Source organism: Mycobacterium sp. IDUB_39, from assembly GCF_055419205.1.
The window spans coordinates 1-22,707 of the sequence record NZ_JBVAXF010000017.1; the positions used below are offsets into that span (position 1 = coordinate 1).

Annotated in this window: 13 protein-coding genes; 2 read left to right on the top strand and 11 right to left on the bottom strand. The window is 64.5% G+C overall.

The annotated features are described in order from the left end of the window. Positions 1–651: ABC transporter permease (locus ACZY0X_RS30865; RefSeq protein WP_463775834.1), on the top strand; the 651-nt coding region annotated here is incomplete at its 5' end. Between the two features lie 71 nt (positions 652–722). Here ACZY0X_RS30865 and ACZY0X_RS30870 read toward each other — a convergent pair. The 7 genes from ACZY0X_RS30870 to ACZY0X_RS30900 all read right to left on the bottom strand — a co-directional run bounded on the left by ACZY0X_RS30870 (position 723) and on the right by ACZY0X_RS30900 (position 11,103). Next, the gene (locus tag ACZY0X_RS30870) at positions 723–1,976 is read right to left on the bottom strand and encodes an HTTM domain-containing protein (RefSeq protein WP_463775835.1); all 1,254 of its coding nucleotides are present in this window, start codon (positions 1,974–1,976) and stop codon (positions 723–725) included. Beyond that, a complete protein-coding gene (locus ACZY0X_RS30875; RefSeq protein WP_463775837.1) occupies positions 1,973–2,188 on the bottom strand; it encodes a hypothetical protein in 216 nt (71 codons plus the stop codon). The genes ACZY0X_RS30870 and ACZY0X_RS30875 overlap by 4 nt, the downstream gene beginning before the upstream one ends. A 698-nt stretch (positions 2,189–2,886) precedes the next feature. Further along, positions 2,887–3,819, bottom strand: coding sequence for a glycosyltransferase family 2 protein (locus ACZY0X_RS30880; RefSeq protein WP_463775839.1), 933 nt, complete (start codon positions 3,817–3,819; stop codon positions 2,887–2,889). A gap of 44 nt (positions 3,820–3,863) precedes the next feature. Then, complete coding sequence (locus ACZY0X_RS30885; RefSeq protein ID WP_463775840.1) at positions 3,864–5,186, bottom strand: UDP-glucose dehydrogenase family protein; 1,323 nt, start codon at positions 5,184–5,186, stop codon at positions 3,864–3,866. A 364-nt stretch (positions 5,187–5,550) separates the two neighbouring features. Continuing rightward, a complete protein-coding gene (locus ACZY0X_RS30890) occupies positions 5,551–6,240 on the bottom strand; it encodes a methyltransferase domain-containing protein (RefSeq protein WP_463775842.1) in 690 nt (229 codons plus the stop codon). A gap of 296 nt (positions 6,241–6,536) precedes the next feature. Further along, positions 6,537–7,439: a hypothetical protein gene (locus tag ACZY0X_RS30895; RefSeq protein WP_463775843.1), complete on the bottom strand. Its 903-nt coding sequence runs from the start codon at positions 7,437–7,439 to the stop codon at positions 6,537–6,539. Positions 7,440–7,869: 430 nt separating this feature from the next. Further along, the gene (locus tag ACZY0X_RS30900; RefSeq protein WP_463775844.1) at positions 7,870–11,103 is read right to left on the bottom strand and encodes an MMPL/RND family transporter; all 3,234 of its coding nucleotides are present in this window, start codon (positions 11,101–11,103) and stop codon (positions 7,870–7,872) included. 203 nt (positions 11,104–11,306) lie between these two features. Here ACZY0X_RS30900 and ACZY0X_RS30905 point away from each other — a divergent pair, with 203 nt between their 5' ends. Further along, on the top strand, positions 11,307–12,563 hold the full coding sequence (locus ACZY0X_RS30905) for a glycosyltransferase (protein WP_463775851.1): 1,257 nt from the start codon (positions 11,307–11,309) through the stop codon (positions 12,561–12,563). Positions 12,564–12,577: 14 nt separating this feature from the next. Here the strand turns inward: ACZY0X_RS30905 and ACZY0X_RS30910 are convergent, their stop codons facing one another. The 4 genes from ACZY0X_RS30910 to pks2 all read right to left on the bottom strand — a co-directional run. Then, the gene (locus ACZY0X_RS30910; RefSeq protein ID WP_463775846.1) at positions 12,578–13,834 is read right to left on the bottom strand and encodes a hypothetical protein; all 1,257 of its coding nucleotides are present in this window, start codon (positions 13,832–13,834) and stop codon (positions 12,578–12,580) included. A gap of 110 nt (positions 13,835–13,944) precedes the next feature. Further along, positions 13,945–15,312, bottom strand: coding sequence for a hypothetical protein (locus ACZY0X_RS30915; protein ID WP_463775847.1), 1,368 nt, complete (start codon positions 15,310–15,312; stop codon positions 13,945–13,947). A 3-nt stretch (positions 15,313–15,315) separates the two neighbouring features. Further along, on the bottom strand, positions 15,316–16,812 hold the full coding sequence (locus tag ACZY0X_RS30920) for a condensation domain-containing protein (protein ID WP_463775849.1): 1,497 nt from the start codon (positions 16,810–16,812) through the stop codon (positions 15,316–15,318). 59 nt (positions 16,813–16,871) lie between these two features. Next, on the bottom strand, positions 16,872–22,707 hold a 5,836-nt coding region (gene pks2 / locus ACZY0X_RS30925), incomplete at its 5' end, for a sulfolipid-1 biosynthesis phthioceranic/hydroxyphthioceranic acid synthase (protein WP_463775850.1).

Consider the following 22,707-nt stretch of genomic DNA (forward strand, 5'->3'; position numbering starts at 1 on the left):
CTGCTGGTCGGCAAGTCGATGGTCCGCGTCACCGGGAACAGCGGATTGGATCAGTTGATCCCGGTGTGCCTGCTGGCGGGCGCCATGGCGGGCGCCATCGGGGCCGGCCTCTCAGTGCCGTACGACAGGGACAGCGGTCTACTCACTCGACTGTGGATCATGCCGGTTCACCGGACGTCTCCGTTGGCTGGCGCACTGCTTGCCGAGGCGGTACGCACCTTCGCTGCCTCGGCGCTCGTCGTGGCGATGGGCTACGCAATGGGTTTCCAGTTCGCGGGCGGCTGGATCGAGCTGCTGGTCTATCTGCTGATCCCGGTCGTCGTCGTCGTCGTTTTCGCGACCATCGTGATTACCCTTGCGCTGCGCCCGCAGGGCCGGATCATCCTGATGTGGACCAACACAGCCGTCACCGGTCTGGCCTTTGCGACGCTCATCCCGCCCGAAAAGGTTCCGGCGCTGCTGCGCCCCCTCGCCGAGTACCAGCCGCTCGCGCCGGCGGCGGCGGCCATGCGGGCGCTGTCCTCCGGCGGCGAGGTATGGCTGCCAATCCTGCTGACGGTGTTGTGGGCTGTTGTGATCGGAGCCATGTTCGTGCCGGTCACCGTGCGCGGGTACCGGGCTGCGGTCGAAGGCGGCAAGGTCGACGGCTAGCCCTCAGACCGGGTAGTGCCAATCTGTTCCACTACATGCCATCGGTGGTTCAGAAGGTGGTCCGTGATCAGTCACGGGTCCACAGGACTTTCTGGCTGATCCGATGTGCTGCCGATTCCCGGTGTCAAAGTTGCTGTGCGAAGAGGGTGCCGATACCCGCCGCGCCGTGCGTCTTCGGTGACTTGCGATCGAGAGGCGAGCCACCACCGATGTGACGGGAGATCCGCGCCGATCTTGTTAACAGCAGATCGCAGTTCCAGCACCAGGTATGTCAGCCCGACCACTGCACCAAGCAGAATGATCAAGTTACCGACAACGGATCCCGTGGCGATTCTTCCTGCTGGGTTGACCATGAGAAACCAAGATCCACTGCCGACGATCAATGCCAACAGGCACAAAAATAGATAGATGCCAGACCCTTTCAGCAGCGCACGGCGCATCTCTACGAAATTTGCGATGGATTTACTGACTCCAAAGGCGCCCACCCGCCGCGCGATCGCTCCCCATGATACGAACGCGGCATAGGCTACGACGGCACTGCTGAAATCAATGTTCATGGCGAGTAACACGCCCAAGTGGAAAATTGCCGCTACAGCCAGCGTCATACGAAAAGCGCGCCACCACGGCAACGCAATCAGTATGGAGAATTCAAAAATAACGGTCATCCAGTCGAGGAGTTCCCATGCCGCGCGCAGATCATGTGCAGCTACCCACTGCGCCAACAAATACGTTTTGTCTTCGGTCAAGAAGCCGAGGACGAAGTACCCGCGTGCTGCTTGGCTCGAGAACGATAGCCAACCAGTCAAGAGCTTTGTCATCGCCGCAGCGAAAAATGCCCATCCGACTAGCAGAGCCAACAGACGAAATGGCCATTGCTGCTGTGGCGGAGGTTCGCCCTTGAATCGCATTGAATCGACTGAGAAGCGGTTCCCCCAACCGGAAAAAGCAAACACCAGGGGCACCACTACCAGTAAAATCGTATGGTCGATCTTACCCAGGGTGAATGTTAAGCCGTAGGTGATGGAAAGCATCACCCAGACGGCAATGGAGACATATCTTGTCCAGACACCCAAACCGAGCATGATCAAGGTGATCGAACGGAGCACTTCCAACGCAATCAGCACAGTGGGCGACGGAAATCCCGAGAGCAACCAGAGCGGCCCGGGCGGCGTGTTGAACATAAAATCCGGATATTGTGCCAGCCAACTTATGTCCGGCACCGTAAACAGCGCGGCCATCGAATAAATGATGCGATATATTCCCAAGTCCGCGGAAGTGAACGGTCCGCGTTCGACCCAGATATCGAATTTTTCGGTTAATTTCATTTCGAGTTTCCGAAATCAACATCGATTGTATTCAACGGCACATACTCTATCGCAGCATCATTTGCTGCCTTGTACGTTGCAGATTTCCAAATGATCTCAAGACCGGCAACGGATTCATCCGGGAATTGGCTGGCTATTCGTGATTGGAGCCAGGCAACAACATCCGGATTGAACTTGAGGCTCTCGTCTTTGAATGCGGCCGAGAAGGCCATGAGACGCACCGACGGGCCTGGAGGCAAGACACTCGCTATTGAAACTTGTTGAGTGCGCCCGTCCGCGAATCGAACTCTCAGTTCTGGATATCTTGTCGCAGGTACCCCAGTTTCCAGTAAGCAACCCGGGCAGCGAGCAGGAAATCCTGGAAGGATAAGAGCCGGATAGGGCTCCTCACGCGCAATGCCGAGAAGGACGTATTGTAGTAATGTAATCCACAACAGTGTGACACCGAATACTATGCGCACCGCACGCTTCGAAATAGGCGCCATCACCCCCCCCTTGGCTTCTCCATAAGCCCCCCCGACGCGCAGATCGCCCCGAGGGTGGTAGCGGCGGCGAAGTGAGCCGAGATACTGTTGCTATCTAGGCCATTGGGGCGATTTCTAGCAAGCCCCGACGGCTTCAAATCTCGACTGCCGAAACACCGCACCGTTGAAGCACGGGCTCCCGATATTCTCACCGGACACGATGAGTCGCGTTACCGGCGTTCCGCCCCTTCTACCCTGAAACGCTAGTGCCCCCATCAAGTATCTGTTCATGCAAAACGTCTGCTCGGACACGTGACCCGGTTTGGACCCTAACACCGGCGACGGTGAAATGTGGCGACGTCAGGTGACTTCAGCGGCCGGGGCAGGCGCGAAGTGTTCCGGTTGCCGTGTCGAGGTGCCGGGTAGCCCACAACACCCTTGTCCGTTTACACGGAGTCAAGACCCGGAGCTACCTCGAAGTTGGCCGGCATCGTGAACTCCGAGCGCTTCAACCACGCCGAAATGAAACCGTATTGGAACGCCAGCCCGACCAGCGCGTTGGCAGCCAGTTCGGTGGCAGGCCGCCGCAATTCGGCACGCAGCGTTGCCCAGGCCTCGACCGGTGAGTGTCGTGGCGCCGAGTGCCCGGCGTCATTCTCGCTCTCGTTCCGGTGCGCCCACCGCAGGTACGCGTTGCTGTGTCCGTACCGCTTCCACTGGCTGCCCATGTCGCGCATCGAGGCTCGGGGCTCCCACTCCATCAGCACCCGCGTATCGGTGGCGATCGTGCCGCCCGTCTGCTCCTGGATTCGCCAGCAGATATCGAGATCGCCCCCGCCGCGCATCGCCCGGAATCCGCCCACCTTCGCGAACGCGGTCCTGTCGATACCGAGATTGGCGGTGGGGTAATAGTCCGGTTTGGGCGGCACCATCCCGATCGTGGCCTTCATCGCCCCTCCCCCGCGGGGCAGCATGAATGGCTGCATCTTGGACGCCATGCGCGCGGCAAGGGTCGGCCCGGACACCGTGCGGACATTGGTGCAGGACAACGCGACTCCCGGTTGTCGCTGGAGTTCGCGATGTGCATCGAGCAGACCCGGCAGGGGGCGGCAACGGCCGTCAGTGAACAACAGGGTGTCGGCAGCGGATCTGCTGGCGGCGAGTTGCCGTGCGTAGTACGGACCTCGACTGTTGGTCACGGTGACGACATTGGCGCCCAAAGAACGGGCCACGGCTTCGGTCTCATCGGTGGAGGCGTCGTTGACGACAGTGACCCGATCACCATCGGCAAGCTGGTCGAGCAACGGCTGGAGCAGCTTCGGTAAGTGGTCGGCCATGTCCCGGACCGGAATGATTACCTCAATCGTCTGCCCCGCCATGAATCAACCTCCTCTGTAGCCAAATTGCCCGGACTCCCTGCGGATCAGACGTTGAGTCCGCCCCTGCCGAGGGTGTACACCTGCCACCCGGCGCCGGACCAGTACTCACGGTCGATCGCGTTCCGTGTGTCGAGCAGTCGTGGCTCCCTGACGACCGACTTGAAGGCCACGGGGTCGATGCTGCAGTACTCGTCCCATTCGGTGGCCAACACAATCAGATCCGCGTTGCGGCATGCGTCCGCGGCGCTGTCAAAGTAGCCGAGCGTCGGGAACCGTGCCTTCGCGTTCTCGACTGCCTTCGGGTCGTGGACGCGCACGTCGGCACCCTTCAAATGCATTGCGGCAGCCACATTCAATGCCGGCGAATCACGGACGTCATCGCTGTTCGGTTTGAAGGCGGCGCCCAGGACGGCGATGCTCTTACCGAGGAAGTCCCCACCGATGACTGCCCGCGCCACCGCGACAGCCTTCTCGCGCCGGCGGAGGTTGATCTTGTCGACCTCGTGCAGGAATCTGAGCGCATCGGAGGCGCCCAACTCGCCCGCCCTTGCGCTGAACGCGCGGATGTCCTTTGGCAGGCATCCCCCGCCGAAGCCCAGGCCCGCGTTCAGGAATCGCTTGCCGATGCGGTCGTCGTAGCCCAGCGCCCGGCTGAGCATCGCCACGTCGGCGTCGACGATCTCGCAGACCTCCGCCATCGCATTGATGAACGAGATCTTGGTTGCCAGAAAGGCATTGGCAGCCACCTTCACCAACTCCGAGGTCGGAAGGTCTGCTGTCAGGTACGGGGTCCCAGCATCGATGATGGTGTCGTACACCTCCTGCAGGGTCTTCTCCGCATATTCGGAGGTGACACCGAACACCAGGCGATCGGGCTGCAGAGTGTCCTCGATCGCCTTTCCCTCCCGGAGGAACTCTGGATTCCACGCGACTTCAAGGCGATGCGGTGACGACGCACTTGCCACCTCGGTGACGAGACGCTGAGCGGTACCCACAGGAACTGTCGACTTCCCGACGATCAGTCCATCACGATCCGCGTTGGCGGCCACCGACCGAAAAGCGCTGTCGACGTATTGGATATCGGCCGCATCAGAGCCGGCCAACTGCGGAGTTCCGACACAGACGAAGTGCACCGATGCACCGGACACCGCTTCTTGCACGGACTGGGTGAACCGGAGCCGACCGGTGCCGAGCACGTCGGCGAGCAGATCGTCGAACCCCGGTTCGTAAAACGGCGAGGTGCCGGCAGAAAGCGTGGCGATCTTCGACGCATCGGTGTCGTACGCGACGACATCGTGCCCGATGTGTGCCATGCAGGCGGCGTGAACGGCGCCCAGGTAGCCCGTTCCAATCACGCTCATTCTCATTTGGCGCAACTCCAGGCTCTACCCGTGGGGTGCCGGGCGATCGCGACGGGATCGGCGCTGGCCTCACCCTTGATCATGGCGACGGTGTCACTCACGGCCGAATCAAGTCTGCCCGCCAATGCCCTCTCCCCTTCCCTGGTGTCTGCTGTGTGGCGACCCCACGCCACCGGTGGCGAGTTTGCTGGAGGCGCTGATTCGTCGTCGCTAAGTACATCACACCGCATCGCAACGCATCGATGTCGCCGGGTCGACGCACGGCTGACGTGATCCCCTCCCACCGGCGAACCCTATCCAACGGATACAGCCACGGCACGATAGCCACGCAATCGATCCGGCCTATCGGAAGGGTTCCTGACCTGCTGAGCTAGGTCCCCACCTTCGAAAAGATGTAGAAGTTGGCAAAACTGGTGTTATCCGGATCCTTCCCCGAATACGGATAGCGGTTCTCGATCGTCTTCGTCAGGGTGAAATCCGCCTGGTTGGATTCCACCCAACGCGTGAACTTCCGGTGCCGGACGTGCGGGTTTGGCCAATCGGAATCGAAATCGCTCGCATAGACAATGACATGGTTCCTAGCGGCGGCAAACAACTGCCGCATGTAGCCATCAAAAGTTTCATCTTCCACCAGGTGGTAGATCACATCCAGCGACAAAGCCAGGTCGGCCCGATAGTCAGCCGGCACCTCCGAGGTATGCAGAATCTCTACGGATCGATCGGCGGAGAATCTAGCTCGGGTTGCTTTGACAACGGTCTCAGACACGTCCACACCGATGTAGCTTGGATAATTCGCGAGCCGCAGTTGGGCACCGTCACCTACCCCGAACTCGATGACGTTGCTGATGCTGTTGGACGCTACAAAATCGTTCAGCACTTCCGCCTTGAAGGCGGCCAGCCGGTTGTAAGAGCCTGCACCAGAATTCCCACCCGACCTGTACCGGTTCTCCCAGTAGTCGGCCGAATTGTCAAACTTAGGCCCACTGCCCAGCGAAGTCTTCAGTCTAAGAAGGAGATTCCTCAATCCAGACCGCCGACCAGCCAATTCACGCTCGGCCACTCGCCATCCTCGTTTCTCATTAGAAGTAATAGGCCGCAGATTGCTCCACCACAATATTTGGGCGAAGTGGGCTTTGGCTCGAACATTACCTCACGCTCCGATACTGCGGAGTGAGAAGCTTTGGTTTTCAACAGAACTCGTGTACCGCTTCAACCACCAGGTACCACAACGCCTTTGAACACTTTCACGCACTCAGCTGTGATCGAAAATGCCAGTTAGTCATAGTGAAGTGGAAATGAGTGTGTCGAACTACGCACAATCAAATGTTCGCCGTATTGAGCGGCAACCGCGGCAGATCAGGGCGACACTGACTGCGACGACCTCTCCTCAGCGTTGACTGGCGGACTGGGGAACTGAACCTGCGCACTCTTACCAAGCCAGGCATTCCGGGCCTTGTCTGCGACGGCATCGTTGGCTGTCCCCTTCCGATCCCAGAGTCCGCGACTGGCTGCGACCGGCATTTCCCACCAAAGAGCGGGAGTATCACGAACCTGCCGTATTGGCACGTCTGTCGCCACAGCTGCATAGTGCAACCAGAAGTCATCGGCCCGCGGGCACACTCTCGTGAACTCTTCGCCGCGGTCTTTGAGCGTACGGAGCAGTTGTGGTGGATAGGCAACCCCAGAGACGCCAGTAGCGAATACTCGCGGGGATGGCTCAGTGGTGGAGCAGACCGGCCACGTGCCGTACGGTCCTTCGCCCCGGATTCGGGCACGAAACGCGGTGACCTCATTCGGTCGGTGCGCCGCAAGCAATTCCTCAAGCCATGTCGGCGGGTAGTAGGCGTCGTCGTCGACCGTTACCAGCGTGCTGTCGGGTTCACGTTGGAGAATCTCCTGGACGTACGGAAAGTACTTCTTGTGAGGTCCGTAGTCGTGGCAGAGCCGGATCTCCAACCCTCGCGACTGTAAGCGTCTCAGCGTTGCAGGCGGATTCGCCACCGTGTCGGTGTCGTCGAGCCACAGGATCAGGCGACGCGGCCGAACCGTACCGTTTCCGATCGTCTCGATGGTTTTCCACACTGTGGCGATCCGCTTGCCATAAGTTGTCAATGACACGTTGGCGTCGCCGACGCCGACGATTGGCGCCTTCGACCGGTGATTCGTTAGCACAAGCCGCGGCCACAGCATCGCGAATTCGGCCGAAGCCCTGCACCGCCCGAAAACCGATGTCGGATACACGCCGGTGTTTAGTGTCACGTGCCCGGCCTCCATACCGCATATCGGTTGATGAGACACCAGCGACCGCTCTCCGAGTTAGCAGACCGGGTCGAACCGACACGTAGCGAATGCGGGAACGACCGTGGTGGTGGCCGAATATCGTCTGCGGACACCGGGAAACCATAGCGAAAAGGCCAACGAGTTGCAGTCCAGTTCAGGAGGACAGTTCCTCGAATTCTAGGACGCTATGCGCCATTGCCTTCTAGCAAATAATGCCTGGAAGACGTGCTCCACGGGCACCGCAATTGAATTGACTCAGTACCGTGGAGAATGTGCTCGGCAGCCACGTGATCGCTCATGGTTTCTCACCCACGGAAGCAGTTACGGCGAAGCCAGGCTCGTGGAGACTGGCGTACTGATCCGCCGACACACCCGGGCCGGCCAAGCCGCCGGATCGGTCCGGCGATCGCTAGTCGTCTTTATCGCCCCATACCAGCGTCACCGTGCTGGCCGTACGCACCGCCCTCGCGTACCCGTTGTCGTCGTCGGGGTCTTCGTCGAAGTCGTCGGTGTCGTCAGAGTCACGACGTCGCAGGATGGGGCCGGTGTCCTCGTCGCCGTGGTCATCGAACCACTCCGCCTCGGCCGCCTCAGCAGCCTTCTGTTCGGCCGCACTGCGCCGGACGGCCTCGAGCAGCTGTCTCGGCGTCTTCGACGGCCACCAGTTCTTGTCACCGGCGAGCACAGCCATCGCGGGCACCGTGATGGTGCGCACGATGAAGGTGTCCAGCAGCAGGCCCACACCGATGACGAAGCCCATCTGAACCACTGTGGCCAGGCTGCTGACCGTCAACGCCAGCATCGAGGCCGCGAAGATCAGACCCGCCGATGTGATCACGCCACCTGTGGCGCCCACCGTCTTGATCACCGCCGAGGGCACACCAAGTTTCGCCTCGTCACGAATTCGCGAAATCAGCAAAAGATTGTAATCGGCCCCTACGGCGACCAGGACGAGAAAAGCCATTCCCGCCACACTCCAGTAAATATCCTGACCCAGTAGGACCTGGAAGAACAGAACTCCAAGACCCATTGCAGAGACAAAGGACAGCACCACAGAGAGCATCAGATAGATCGGGGCGACGACGGCGCGCAGGATTAGCGCGAGAATCAGGAACACCACGACAAGCGTCATGACGATGATGTAGATCAGGTCTGCGTTGTAGTGGTTGCGGATGTCGTTGTTGAACGCCGAGAACCCGACCATGCTGATCTGCGCATTTGCCAGGCTGGTATTCGGCCGCGCGCTCTCCGCGGCCTCGATGATGTCATCGACCTGGTCCATCGCCTCCACGCCGAACGGGTTCAGCGCCGTCTGGACCAGATACCTGACTGTGTGGCCGTCCTCGGAGACGAACAGCTGGGCGGCCTTCTTGAACTCCTTCTGGTCGAGGATCTGCGGCGGAATGTAGAAGCCGGACATGGCCGGGTCGGAGGCGTCGCGCTTCATCGCCAACAGGAAGCTGGACGCCTGATCGAGGCCGCCACCGATGTTCCGGGTTTGATCCACGAGCAACTGCACGCCGTCGGCGAGTTGCTTGCTCGAATCGGCGAGCTTGTCCACGTTCGAGCGCAGTTCCCCGAGTTTGCGGTCGAGATCGGCCTCGTTCTCGATGCCCAGCGCCTGCAGTCCAGCGAGCGCCCGCTCGACGTTCAACCCGACCTTGCGGATCACGTTGTCGACGCGGTCGGTGCCCTTGGTCTCCTTGAGGCCGCGGCTGAGCGCCTCCAGGTAGGCGATGTCCGCCTCGTTGTAGCCCTCGACCCTGCGCTGCAGCTCTGCGCGTGACGCCACGCACGCGGGATCGATGTTGCACGCCACGCTGTTGTTCAGCACCACGAGCATCGACTTCGATGAGCGATAGGCCTCTGTCACTTGCTCGAGGCTGCCGCCGAGCGAGTCACCGACGGTGTGCATGTTGGCGACGATGCCGGCTTCCTGTTCGAGTTGGTCGAAGGTGACGTCGTCGCCCATGGCGTCCTTGATCGCGATCAATCCGCTGACCACTTCGCGGATCGACCCCATCGAGCCAATCACCTGCGTCCGGATCTGGTTGTGCACGTCGGCCATCTGATGTGCGCCGTTGGTCAACGCGTCGAGATTGCTGTTGTTGCTCTCGATCAGGCCAGACGCGTCGCCCAGCTTCGTTCCCACCTCGCCGGCCTGGTAGGTCGACTTCGCCTCCTGCAGCATCTCGCCGGTCGGCCTGGTGATGCCACGCACGAGGTCGATTCCGGGCACCTGGCTGATGCGCTGCGCCATCTGCTCCAGATCGGCCAGCGATTTCGGAGACCGTAGGTCTACGTCAGGCGCGTGCACCATGATGAACTGCTGCATCGTGGAACTGACTGGGAAATGCTTGGTGAGCGCGTCGTAGCCCTGGTTGCTCTCGGCATCTGCCGGCAGGTTCTGGCGGTCGTCGTAGTTGTACTTCACAAACGCAGCACACCCCGCCAACGCCAGCAGCACTGCCAGGCTCCCGGCGAGATGGATCTTCGGTCGGCGCACGATGTGCACCGCGGATCTCCGCCAGAATCGCCCGGTGAGGTCCTTGCGGACCTTGACCCATCCACGTCGCCCGGCGAGCACCATCAGCGAGGGCAGGATGGTCAGCGCACCCAGCACCGCGATGGCGATGGTCGCGGCCAACGAGGGGCCCACGGTGAGGAACACGCCGAGCGAGGCGAAGGACAGCCCCATGAACGTCACCGCGACGGTCGCTGCGGACCCCGTGATCACCTCGCCGATCGTCGCGATCGAGGTGACCACGGCGTCGTCGGAGCTCATGCCGTTGCGCAGACACTCCTGATATCGACTAAACAGGAACACCGCGTAGTCGACCCCGGCACCCATCATCATGCCGGTCATCAGAATCATGGTCTGCGGACCCAGTGGTAGCCCGAGTTCGCCCATACCGGCGACGACCTGCTGCGCGACGGCCATCGAGATACCGATGGTGATCAACGGCATCAACATCGCCACGAGGTTGCGGTAGACGATGATCAGGATCGTCAGGATGGTGACGACCGTGGAGACCTCGATGATCAGCTGGTCACGGGCACCGATCTTGTTGAGATCCTCGAACGTCGCGGCCCCACCCACCACGTTGACGTCCAGCGTTGCGCCTGCCGTGGCCTCTTCGACCACCTTGATCGCGCTGCGGTATGCCCTCTGGCCCGTCCCAGTGCCCATGCTTCCGGCCAGGCTGATCGGAAGCGTCCAGGCCTTGCCGTCCTCGCTGGTCATCGCCTTGCGAAGTTCGGGGATGGTCACGAAGTTCTGAGTGGACTTCACATTGGTGGTGTCTTCGCCCAGCTTCTCCACCAGACGTCGGTACACATCCTCGTCGGATGAGTTCAGACCGTTCTCGTTCGACAACACGACGACGGCGACGTTGCCACCGTCAGCCTCTTTGAACGCCGACTTCATCAGCGCCGTCGACGCGAGCATCGGTGAGTCCTCGGGCAGGAGCGGGGGCGGGTTCTTCTGCGCCACCACTGCCAGCGGGCTGATCAAGAGGAACAGCACGCCCGCCAACGCCACCCAGAACGCGAGGATCGCGATTGGACGCCGAACAACGAAGCGTCCCAGCGCTTCGAAAATGCCATGCACCGAGACGCCACGGACGTCGGCGCGGCTGAACACCATGTGAGGTTACACCGGCCAGCAACCTTCCGGGCCTCTGTGTTTGCCGGTCGGGTGCAGCCTGAGCAACGCGTAAAGTGCGTCACGTGCTGTAATCGTGTGTGCCTGCGCCAAAAGCCGAGAGTTCGTCTGAAAACAATGACATTTCATACCAATCGGCTAATTCGACCGCGATCGACGCACCCTCCACGGGAGATTCGCCGCTGACGTTCGCGGTCGCCGTCCACGGCACCAGGGGCGATGTCGAGCCCTGCGCAGCAGTCGCGCGGGAACTGTTGCGCCGAGGACACCGGGTGCGCATGGCGGTGCCACCCAATCTGCTCGACTTCGTCGCGTCGGCTGGTCTCGGACCAGCCGTGGAGTACGGCGTTGACTCCCAGAAACAGTTGGACGCAGACATCTTTCGGGACTGGTGGAAGCTCCAGAATCCGATGACAGTGGTGCGCCGTAGCCGCGAGTACGTCACCCAGGGCTGGGCCGAGATGAGTGAGACTCTGACGAGCCTGGCCACCGACGCCGACCTGATCCTGACGGGAACGACCTATCAGGAGGTCGCGGCCAACGTCGCAGAGGCGCAACACATTCCGCTTGCGGCGCTGCACTACTTCCCCTGCCGTGTAAACAGCGAGATGTTGCCCGTTGCACTGCCCACACCGGTGCTGCACACCGGTTGGTCACTGGTCGAGTGGGCGCACTGGAAGGTTATGCGCAAGGCGGAGGATGACCAGCGACGCGTGCTCGGCCTGCCGCAGGCCAAGGTTCGCGCGATCCGGCGCATCGTCGAGGGCGGGGCGCTCGAGATCCAGGCCTACGACAAAGTGTTCTATCCCGGCCTGACCGAGGAGTGGCACGGCACCCGCCCGCTCGTCGGGTCGCTATCCCTGCAATTGCCCACCGCGGCGGACGACGAGTTGGCGGCCTGGATCGCAGCTGGCACGCCACCCATCTATTTCGGCTTCGGCAGCATGCCGGTCGACTCCCCCACAGACGCCATCGCGATGATCACCTCGGTGTGCGCCGACCTCGGCGAGCGGGCCCTGATCAGCACCGGGGTGTGGGACGTCGATGAGCTGCCAGCAAACGACCGCGTCAAACTGGTCGGCCCGGTCAACCACTCCACAGTCTTTCCGGCCTGCCGAGCGGTGGTCCACCACGGCGGTGCCGGCACGGTCGCCGCCAGTGTGCGATCCGGTGTTCCGACGGTGGTGCTGTGGGTCGGAGCCGACCAGCCGGTCTGGGCCTCGCGGATCAACCGTCTCAAGGTCGGTGTGGCCCAGCGCTTCTCGCGCACATCCAAACGCTCACTGACGAAGGCGCTGCGGACCGCACTGACCCCGGAGTACCAGAAGCGCGCACGCGAGGCCGCAGCACGGATGACTCCACCTGAGCAGAGCGCCGCGGCGGCAGCCGACCTGCTCGAGGCGGCGGCCCGCCGAGGCCGGGTGGCCTCGACCGCCTAGCTCGACTGGGTCGACTAGATGATGGTTGCCTTGAGGTCGAAGTCGTCCAGCGTTGCCAACAGCTGATCGGCCAACCACTCGCGAGTGTTCGCAGCGCCGACCTCGTAGCCAACGACACCGATCGACACCGTCCCCACGACCTCTCCGGCCACTACCACCAGTTGTCCCCCGACCCGCTCGAGTGCATTGCGCCACACGTTCTGATCCGGGGGGCGGAACAGAACATAGTCCGCATCAGTCCCGTCGGGGCGCGCGATCTCCGCAGCCACCACGCCGACGTTGGAACAGGAAACCGGCAGGTCACCGAAGACCAGATCGGCTGTGCGCCCGACCGCGCGCCTCGGGACGTACGGTGTCACCGGCAGCAGGGCGTGCGTGTCGTCGGGCCCGTCGCGGACCTCGCCGAGAGCCGTCCTGACCGCCGACCGCGTCGCCGTCAGATCGGTCGTCACCGATGCCGGGTCGACGATCGCCGTCGCGATCTTCATCGCGTTCCCACGCCGATCCTCGAGCCCGTCACGATCGCTGATCGCGATCAGCAGGGTCACCGAGCCGTCGTCGGGACTGACCCGCCCCAGCCGCGTTCCCAGCAGTGACGAGATCCCGGCTAGCAGTGAATAGGTGTTTCCGCCAAGGCTCTTGGCGCGAGCGTCCCAGTCCGCCACGTCGATAATCGCCGACACCGCCGGAAGGATCACCTGGCCGTCCACCGCCTGGGTCGCAGGCGGCCGGGACGCACCCGACGACGAGATCTCTCCGCGACGGCGATAGGCATACTTCACGGCGTGGACCACCGTGCGACCGAACTCCGGCAGGTCTCGAATCACCTGACGTGTGTCAGAAGCCAGTGCTGCCAACTTCTTTCGTGATTGCGGCAGCCGGTACCCGAAGTCGCTGGTGTTGCCGGTGACGGCCTCGGCCACAACACGCAGAGATGCGCCGCCGTCGAGCAGGCAGTGCGAGAACACCAGGGTGACGGCGTTCGTACCATCGCTCATCGGCAGCACCCCGAGATGCCAGCCTGGTCCCTGCACCGGGTCGACGCGGACCTGTGAGCGTTCTTCGATCCAATCGCTGAGTTCGCTCGGCGGTCGGACACCAGCGACGTCCAGCGGCGCCGCGGGACCGGTGGCGGCGACCCATCGGTGTCGTCCGAACGGCAGCACCGACCGTTCGATCAACCGTCCGGCAAACGCATGGCCGATATTGCCGTGAAAACGCCGCAAAGCCTCCATGTCGACCGGACGCTCGTAGACCCAGACAAACTGCATCACCTGCGAACGCCCCGTGGCGTGCCATGTCAAGTACGTCGCCTGGTCGATGTAAGCGAGGACGTCACCGCGGACCTGAGGAGCAGAGCTGCCCCTGGACTGCTCAGCCCTCATACAATCGCGCCGGTCAGCTCGAACTCCGCCAATGTCGCAGCGAGACGCTCGCGCAGGCCAACCTTTGTGTTCTCGCCACCGGGTTGATAGCCGACGACGGTGATGGTGACCTGGCCGCCGACGCGACCCCCCACGACGGTCAGCAGACCGTTGCGCTCCTCGAGCACCCTGCGCGTGATTTGACGATCCACACCCCGCAACATGACGTGCGCGGCCTGAGTCCCGTCAGGGCATGCGACCTCAATTGGGAGATCTCCGACATTCGAGCACGACACCGGCTGTGCGGTGAATCCGAACGCCAGGTCCGCGGTCTGCCGTACCGCAACCTTCGGAATGAATGGCGTCAGCGGTAGCAGCTCGAACGTCTCGTCGGGCTGCTCCCTCATCACCTTCAGCGCGTCGCGGATCGCCGTCCGGGTGCCCGACAGGTCCTTTGTCACGTCCGTCGGATCGACCCTGACGTAGGCCAGGGTGACGGCATTGGCGCGGTCGTCCTCCAGCGTGCGGTCGTTGATCGGCACGATAAGGCCCGCCGTTCCGTCGGCGGCGAGTTCACGGCCCTGGCAAACCGCGAGCCGGCCAGCAAGCCCGGCGAGCAGCGAATGACTGTTCCCCCCAAGGGCGGCCGCCCGCGCATCCCACTCCTCGATGTCGACGAAAGCCGACACGGCGGGTGCCACCACCGTGGCGTCCAGGTCGACACCCTCCAGCCGAATCGGTCCACGTTTGGCCGCGGCGGGCCTCTCCCGACGCTTGCGACCCAGGAACTTCACGGCCGCGACGAGCGTGCGGCCCAGTTCGGGCAGGTCGCTCATGGTCTGACGAGCGTCGGCCAGCAATGCCTGGCGCCGCGTGCGCGACCGGGGCGCTCGATAACCGAGATCCCGGCGATGTCCACCGACGGCTTCGAACACGGTGAGCAGGGCGGCTCCCCCGTCACCCAGGCAGTGTGAGCCGACGAGACTGATCACGGTCGACCCGTCGGTCAGCGGCAGCACGCCCATATGCCAGCCGGGGCCGAACTCGGGGTCGATGGGGAGCTGCACGTGTTCATCGAGCCAGTCGCTGATCTCGGCGCGGGGGCGGGGCTCCGACTCGACCAGCAGCGGTGCCGCAGGACCCGGTGCGGAGACCCACCTGTGCCGACCGAAGGGCAGCACCGATGGTTCGATCAGCCTGCCGGCCAACCCGTACCCGAAGTTGTCGTGGAAGCGCCGCAATCCGTCCATGTCGACGGGGTGGTCGTAGATCCACACCATCTGCATGGCCGCGGCCTGGCCCGTCGCCCGCAGCCCGAGGAACAGCGCCTGGTCGACGAAGTCGAGTGGGCGGTCGGTCGCGGGCGGCGTCTGGATCGACACCATGGATCAGCCCTTGGCCAGCGGCAACAGCGACTCCCGGTCGCGATCACGGACACCGTTGTGGCGCACAGTCTCTCCGTGCCCGACATGACCGCGCGAGTTCCCCGCGGTGACGCCGTCGGCGACCCGCAGGTACACCGCAGTCATCGCGGCGAGGTAGCGCTCGATCGACTCACGCGCGATCGGATTGTTCGGGAACGCCACGGTGATCGAGGTCTCCCGCTCACCGCGATTGACCCACAGCCCGATTTGGTAGGCCGATCGCGCATCGCTGTAGACCTTGCCGTTCATCCGTTCCCACTCGGCGATGATGCTCGCCGACAGCGGCGGTAGACCGGCGTCGAGAAAGGACACCATCGGCACACCCGGGTCCGGCTTCCGCAGGCCCATGGCGCCGTCTGCCACCTCGAGGACGCGGTCGAACGGGACGGACGCGACATGCAGCCGGTTGTCGAAGGACTCCTGAGCCCGCCGTGCGGTCGCACCGAACGACGACGGGTCAACGTCCACGCTGACCGGCACCACACCGGTGAACCAGCCAGTCGTCTGGAACTCCGCCGGCGTCTGCCGGCCCGTGGTCGGCGTGATGACGTGGTAGTCGGTGCTCCCGGTCAGTTCCTGCTGAGCCATCGCCGCGGCGGCGAAGACGCCTCCGAGGAATCGCGCCCCAGCAGCGGTGCACGCCGCCTCGAACCGCTCCGACTGGTGCTTGTCCATCAGCCGCACGGTGATCAGATCCCCCGAGACCGACCACGGCGGATCGCCCAGTGGCAGCGGGAAATGCGGCAGCGTGCCGTCATTGCGTTCCGCGAACGCAATCCACTCGCGCACCTCGGGAGAGTCCAGGGTCAATGCGGACAACTGCTCGTACTGGCGCACGCAGTAGTCCTCGTAACTACCCGCAGCGGGCAACGGGATCGGCGCGGCGCCACCTGCCAATGCCGCGTACATCATGTGGATCTCGAGCAGCACAATGCCCATGAACATGGCATCGGTGTGCACGTGGTCGACGCTGATGTAGAACGTGAAGTGGTCTGAGCGCTGAATGATCCCGAACGAGAAGCAATCCCACTGCAGCGGATCCTTCGTGTCCAGGACGTGCTCTCGCCACTGCGTCGCCGACATCTCACCGTGCTTGGTGGCAACGAAGGCGATGTCCTTCGGGTTGGTCACGGTGTGCCGCACGACGTCATCGGCGTCGGTCAACTCGAACCAGCTGTGGTAGGTGTCGTGGCGACGGACATACGCATTGATGACGTGGGTCATCGCGCGAATGTCGCACTGCCCCGGCAGATCCCACGCCGGAATGTTGAGCCGGGCCATGTCCGTCCCACCCGCAAGGTGGCTCCGGTATCCCCGAAGGTGCTGAGCCTGCTGGTAGCTGACCGGCACATTGCTGACGGGAGCCTTCGCCACCTTGGCTGCACTGGAAGGCGACGGATGCCATGACACCACGTCACCAGAGGTTCCAATCCAGTCGTGGATCGCCTTGATCGCAACCATCTATCTCTCTCCCGCTCGCTGCGCTTCAGTGAGCGACGTCATCGGCGCTGATCGGTCGGTCATGAGGACGCCGCCGGAACGGCGTCGAGGTTCAGGTTCTCGGCGATCGTCTCGCTGAGGCGTTCGGCCAGGGCACGCACCGTGGTCACATCGGTCGAGCCGATGCGAACACCGGTCTCGGACTCCAGGCGGGTGCGCAACTCCAGCGTTCCGAGTGAGTCGAGGCCGTACTCCGACAGCGGTTTGTCAGCGTCGACCGATCGCCGCAGGATCAAGCTCATCTCCTCGGTGATCAGTCGGCGCACCCGTGCCGGCCAATCCTCGCGGGGCATCAGACGGAGCTCCTCGAGGAACTCGCTGGCCCCGGACCTGTCCTGACCCATCGAGGCGAACGCCTCGGCAAATGGACTGGTCTGGGCGAACGCCGTGAGCCACGCGGCTCCGGCCACTGGGGCGTAACCGCTGTAGACCCGGGTGTGCCGCATCAACGTGTCGAATGCGTACGCGCCGTCGTCGGGGTCGATGGCCATACCGTCGTTGTCCGCCATGGCCTGGCCCGCACCGATCTTCGCCCACGCGCCCCACGCGACGGACTGTGCAGGCAGGCCCTGCGCACGACGCCACCGGGCGAACGCGTCCAGCCAGCTGTTGGCCGCCGCGTACGCGCCCTGTCCCGGCGAGCCGACCATCGCCGCAGCCGAGGAGAACGCGCAGAACCAGTCCAGCGATGCTCCAGCGGTCGCCTCGTGCAGGTGCCAGGCGCCCAACGCCTTCGGCGCCCAGTCCCGTTCCAGCAGGTCGTCGGTGATATTGCCCAGCGTCGCGTCGTCGATGACGGCGGCGGCGTGCAGCACACCTCGCAGAGCCTTGCCGGTGGCGGTTGCCGTCGCGACGAGTCGCGCTGCAGTGCCCGATGACGAGACGTCGCCGAGTTCGACCTCGACCTCGGTACCGGTCCGCCGGATTCGGTCAATGACTCGCTGCGTCTCGGGGCTCGGCCGGGAGCGACCGTTCAGCACGATGCGTCCGCATCCCGCCGCGGCCATCTTCTCGGCCAGGAACAACCCGAGTCCACCGAGTCCACCGGTGACGACGTAGGCGCCATCGGCGCGGAATGCCGGTGCCCGCTCGGCGGGCACGACCGCCGAGTACTGTCCGGCGCGCGGAACCTCGAGCACCAACTTGCCGGTGTGCTCGGCAGCGCCCATCGACCGGATCGCGTTGGCGCCGTTGGCCAGCGGGTAGTGCGTGGTCTGCGGCGGCGGCAGCACGCCGTCGGCGATCTGCTGGTAGATGACCTCGAGGAGGCCTCGCAGGGTGTCCGGCGCCACCAGGGTCAGCAGCGCGAGGTCCACGGCGTAGAAGGACAGGTTCCGACGGAACGGAAAGAGTCCCATCTTGGTGTCGCCGTAGATGTCTCGCTTGCCGATCTCGACGAAGCGTCCGCCGAAGGTCAGCAGTTCCAGACCTGCCTGCTGCGCCGCGCCGGGCAGTGAGTTGAGCACGACGTCGACGCCGTAACCGTCGGTGTCGCGCCGGATCTGCTCGGCGAACTCGACCGTCCGCGAGTCGTAGACGTGCTTGATGCCCCAGTCCTGCAGCAGCTTCCGACGCTCCGGGCTTCCAGCGGTGGCATAGATCTCAGCTCCGGCCGCCTTGGCGATCGCGATTGCGGCCTGACCGACGCCGCCGGTGGCGGAGTGGATCAGCACCTTGTCGCCGGTGCCGATCCGGGCCAGGTTGTGCAGCGAGTACCACGCGGTGGCGTGCGCACTGGGCACGGCCGCGGCGGTGGCATCCGCCAGGTCGCCGGGGATGCGGACGGCGAGGTTCGCATCACAGGTGACGAAGGTGCACCACGCACCGGTCGCCGAGATTCCCGCAACGCGGTCACCGATCTGGTGATCCGTGACGCCGGCGCCGACCGCGGTGACCACACCGGCGAAGTCCGCGCCGAGCTGCGGCATACGACCCTCGAAGCTCGGGTATCGCCCGTAGGCGACCAGCACGTCCGCGAAATTGAGGTTGGAGGCCGAGACCGCCACCTCGATCTGACCCGGGCCCGGTGGGATCCGCTCGTAGGACACCAGCTCTGCCGACTGCAGATCACCAGGGTTGCGGATGGCCAGACGCATACCGTCGCGCTCCGGGTACACCACCGTGGTGTGGCGCTCCTCGGCTTGCAGCGGGGTGACGTTGAGGCGAGCCGTGTAGTACTGGCCCTCCCGCCACGCCGTCTCGTCCTCGTCAGAGCCCGACAGCAGTTCGGTGCCCACCAACTCGACATCCGTGGCGTCGTCCACGTCGATCTGGGTGGGCCGCATCGAGGGCTGCTCCATGCCGATGACCCGGACGAGGCCGCGCAGACCGCCCTGAGCGAGGTTGGGCACCTCACCCGAGAGCACTGTCTGAGCGCCCCTGGTGAGGACGTACAGCCGTGGCGGCTGACCGGGCACATCGGGTAGCACGCTGGCGATGCGCACGAGGTGCCGCACGTGGTCGGCGCCCTGCCCGACGGGATCCCCGCCCGCACTGCCCGGGTCCTGCACGATGACGACGCCGGCGTGATGGCGCGCCTCCAGCAGTTCTCGGAGCTGTTCTGCGCTGGCGGCGTGATCGGCGTGTAGCGGCCACGTCATCGTGGTCACGTCGGCCTCGTGGGCCTTGAGCACGTCGGCCAGGTTCGCACCGAGCATGTCGGCCGCGTCGCCGGTGCCGATCAGCAGCCAGTTGCCGGCATGGGCACCGTCTGCCACTGGCGAGTCCTGCCGGCGCCAGTCGATTGTCAGCAGCCTGTCGTTGAGTCGCCGATCGCGTTGGCCCTCCTCGGACACACCGGTGCCGAGTCGCAGGCCCACCACGGACAGCAGGACCGCACCCTGGTCGTCGAGGACGTCGATATCGGCCTCGACCGCCGTGGGCTGCACGCTGGTCAGTCGCACGTAGCAGAAGTGAGCGTTGCGTGTGGTCGCGTAGGCGCGCAGTTCCCGGACGCCGAGCGGCAGCATCAGTGCCCCGCTGGTGTCCGAGTACAGGTCCGGGTGCGCACCGACGGCCTGGAAGCAGGCATCCAGGAGCGCGGGATGTGCGTTGAACGCGCCCTGCTGGGACCGGATCGAACCGGGCAGCGCCACCTCGGCCAGGACCGAACGTCCAGCACCGCTGTGTGCCGCCGTCAGCCCGCCGAACGCCGGTCCGTATCCGATACCGCGTGCGGCGTAGAAGTTCCGCAACTCCGGCCCGTCGAGGGGTTCTGGGTGCTCGGCCATCAGGCCGGCCACGTCGTAGGCGGGCTTCTCGTCGTCGTCGTTCGCCGAATCCAGCACCGCAGAGGCGCGACGCACCTCCTCGCCGTCCACGTGCGTCTTCACCACGAAGTCGACGACACCGGCGGGCGTCACCGACGCCACGGCGGAAAGCTCCGTCTGCTCCTCCAGGAGGAGCATCTGGTCGAACGTGACGTCGCGGACGACTGCCGTGTCGCCGAGGACCTCCCGGGCGGCGGCAAGCGCCATCTCGCAGTACGCCGCACCCGGCAGCGCTGCCACGTCGTGCACGCGGTGATCGTCGAGCCACGGCTGCGCCACGGTGCCGACATCGGACTGCCAGACGTGACGCTCGGGAGTCTCGGGCAGGCGGACGTGTGCACCCAGCAGGGGATGCACGGCGACTGACGCCGAATTGTGGCTCTGCTCGTCGCGGGTCAGCATCAAATGTGTGTGCGTCCACGTCGGCAGCGGGGCGTCGAGAAGCTGACCGTCGGGCCAGAGCGCCGAGTAGTCGATCGCCGCGCCGGCATCGTGAATGTCGGCGACGAACTCGCGCAGCCCATGCGGCAGGTCCTGCTCGCGCCGGATGCTCGCCAGAGCCGCCATCCGCACGTCGAGGCTGCGGCCGTTCTGGTCGACCGCATGGGTGAGCAGCGGGTGCGGTGACAGCTCGCCGAACACGTGGAACCCGTCTTCAAGCGCGGCCTGCACGGCGGCGGCGAAGCGGACCGCGTGGCGAAGGTTGTCCACCCAGTAGTAGGCGTCGAAGTCAGCCGGCTCCCGGGGGTCGTACAGGGTCGCCGAGTAGTACGGAACCGTGGGCTCCATGGGCTCGATGTCCTCGAGTGCCTCGGTCAGCTCATCGAGGATCGGGTCGACCTGCGGCGAGTGCGACGCGACGTCAACGGCAACCTCGCGTGCCATCACACCGCGCGCATCCCACTCGGCGACGAGCGCCCGGATCGACTCCTTGGCCCCGCCGACCACCGCAGACTGCGGCGACGCGACGACCGACAGCACGACATCGGAGACACCGCGGGCAGCCAGCTCGGACAGAACCTGCTGTGCGGGCAGCTCCACCGATGCCATCGCTCCCGAGCCGGAGACCGTGGCCATCAGCTTCGACCGTCGGCAGATCACCTTCACGCCGTCGGCGAGCGACAGCGCACCCGCGACCACTGCGGCCGCGGCCTCGCCCATCGAGTGGCCGATAACCGCTCCGGGTGCCACGCCGTAGGACGCCATGGCCGCGGCGAGCGCGACCTGAACGGCGAACACAGTGGGTTGCACCCGGTCGATACCGGTGACCACCTGCTGTGACGACATCGCGTCGGTGACCGAGAATCCGGACTCGGCGTTGATCAGCGGTTCGATCTCGGCGATCTTCTGAGCGAAGACCGGTTCGGTCGCGAGAAGACCCGCGCCCATCCCGGCCCACTGCGAGCCCTGGCCGGAGAACACCCACACGGGGCCGCGCGAACCTGCGTCGACAGCCGCCTCGATGGGGCCCTCGCCGTCGGCGACCTCCCGCAGCGCGGTGACGAGTTCTTGGCGATCACTGGCGAGGACCACGGTCCGCACCGGGCGGTGCGCACGCCGGCGCGCCAGCGTGTACGCCAGATCGGACAGTTCCGTGGCGGGGTCCTCGACCTCGACGCGACTCTCGACCCAGTCGGCGAGTCTGCCCGCACTGCGACGCAGCTCCTCGACGGAGGTCGCAGAGATCGGGAACAGGGTCGGTCCGGACGTGGCGGCCGGCGAGATGTCGGCCTGCTCGACGGTGCGGGTCGACTGACCGGCCGGCGCCTGCTCGAGGACGGCGTGCACATTGGTGCCTGACAGCCCGTACGACGACACGGCAGCGCGCCGCGGGTGGTCGCCGTTGGTCGGCCACGGCGTGTTCTCCGTCGGCACGAACAGGTTGGTCTCGATGCTCGCCATCTCGTCGGGCATCTCGGTGAAGTGCAGGTTCTGCGGCACCTCGCCGTGGTGCAGCGCCAGGACGGCCTTCATCAGGCCGATCGCGCCCGACGCCGACTGGCCGTGCCCGAAGTTCGTCTTGGCGGAGCCGAGGGCACACGGACCCGTCGTGCCGTACACCTCGGCCAGGCCGGCGTACTCGATCGGATCGCCGACCGGGGTTCCGGTGCCGTGGGCCTCCACCATGCCGATCGTGGTGGGATCGACATCGCCTGCCGCCAACGCCGCCCGGTACGCCTTGACCTGAGCGGTGCGTGACGGCACCGCGATGTTCACGGTGTGACCGTCCTGGTTGGCCGCCGTGCCGCGGATGACGGCCAGAACTCGGTCACCGTCGGCCAGAGCGTCGTCGAGACGCTTGAGCAGGATCATCGCGACGGCCTCGCCGCCGACGAAGCCGTCGGCGTTCACGTCGAAGGCGTGGCACCGCCCGGTGGGCGACAACATGCCCTGAGCCGACCCCGAGGACATCCTGCGGGGTTCGAGCATCACGGACGCGCCGCCGGCCAGCGCCAGGTCGCTCTCCCGCTCGTGCAGGCTGCGGCAAGCCATGTGCACGGTGAGCAGGCCTGACGAGCACGCCGAGTCCACCGTGTAGGCAGGACCGTGTGCGCCGAGGTGATAGGCGATGCGACCCGAGGCCAGG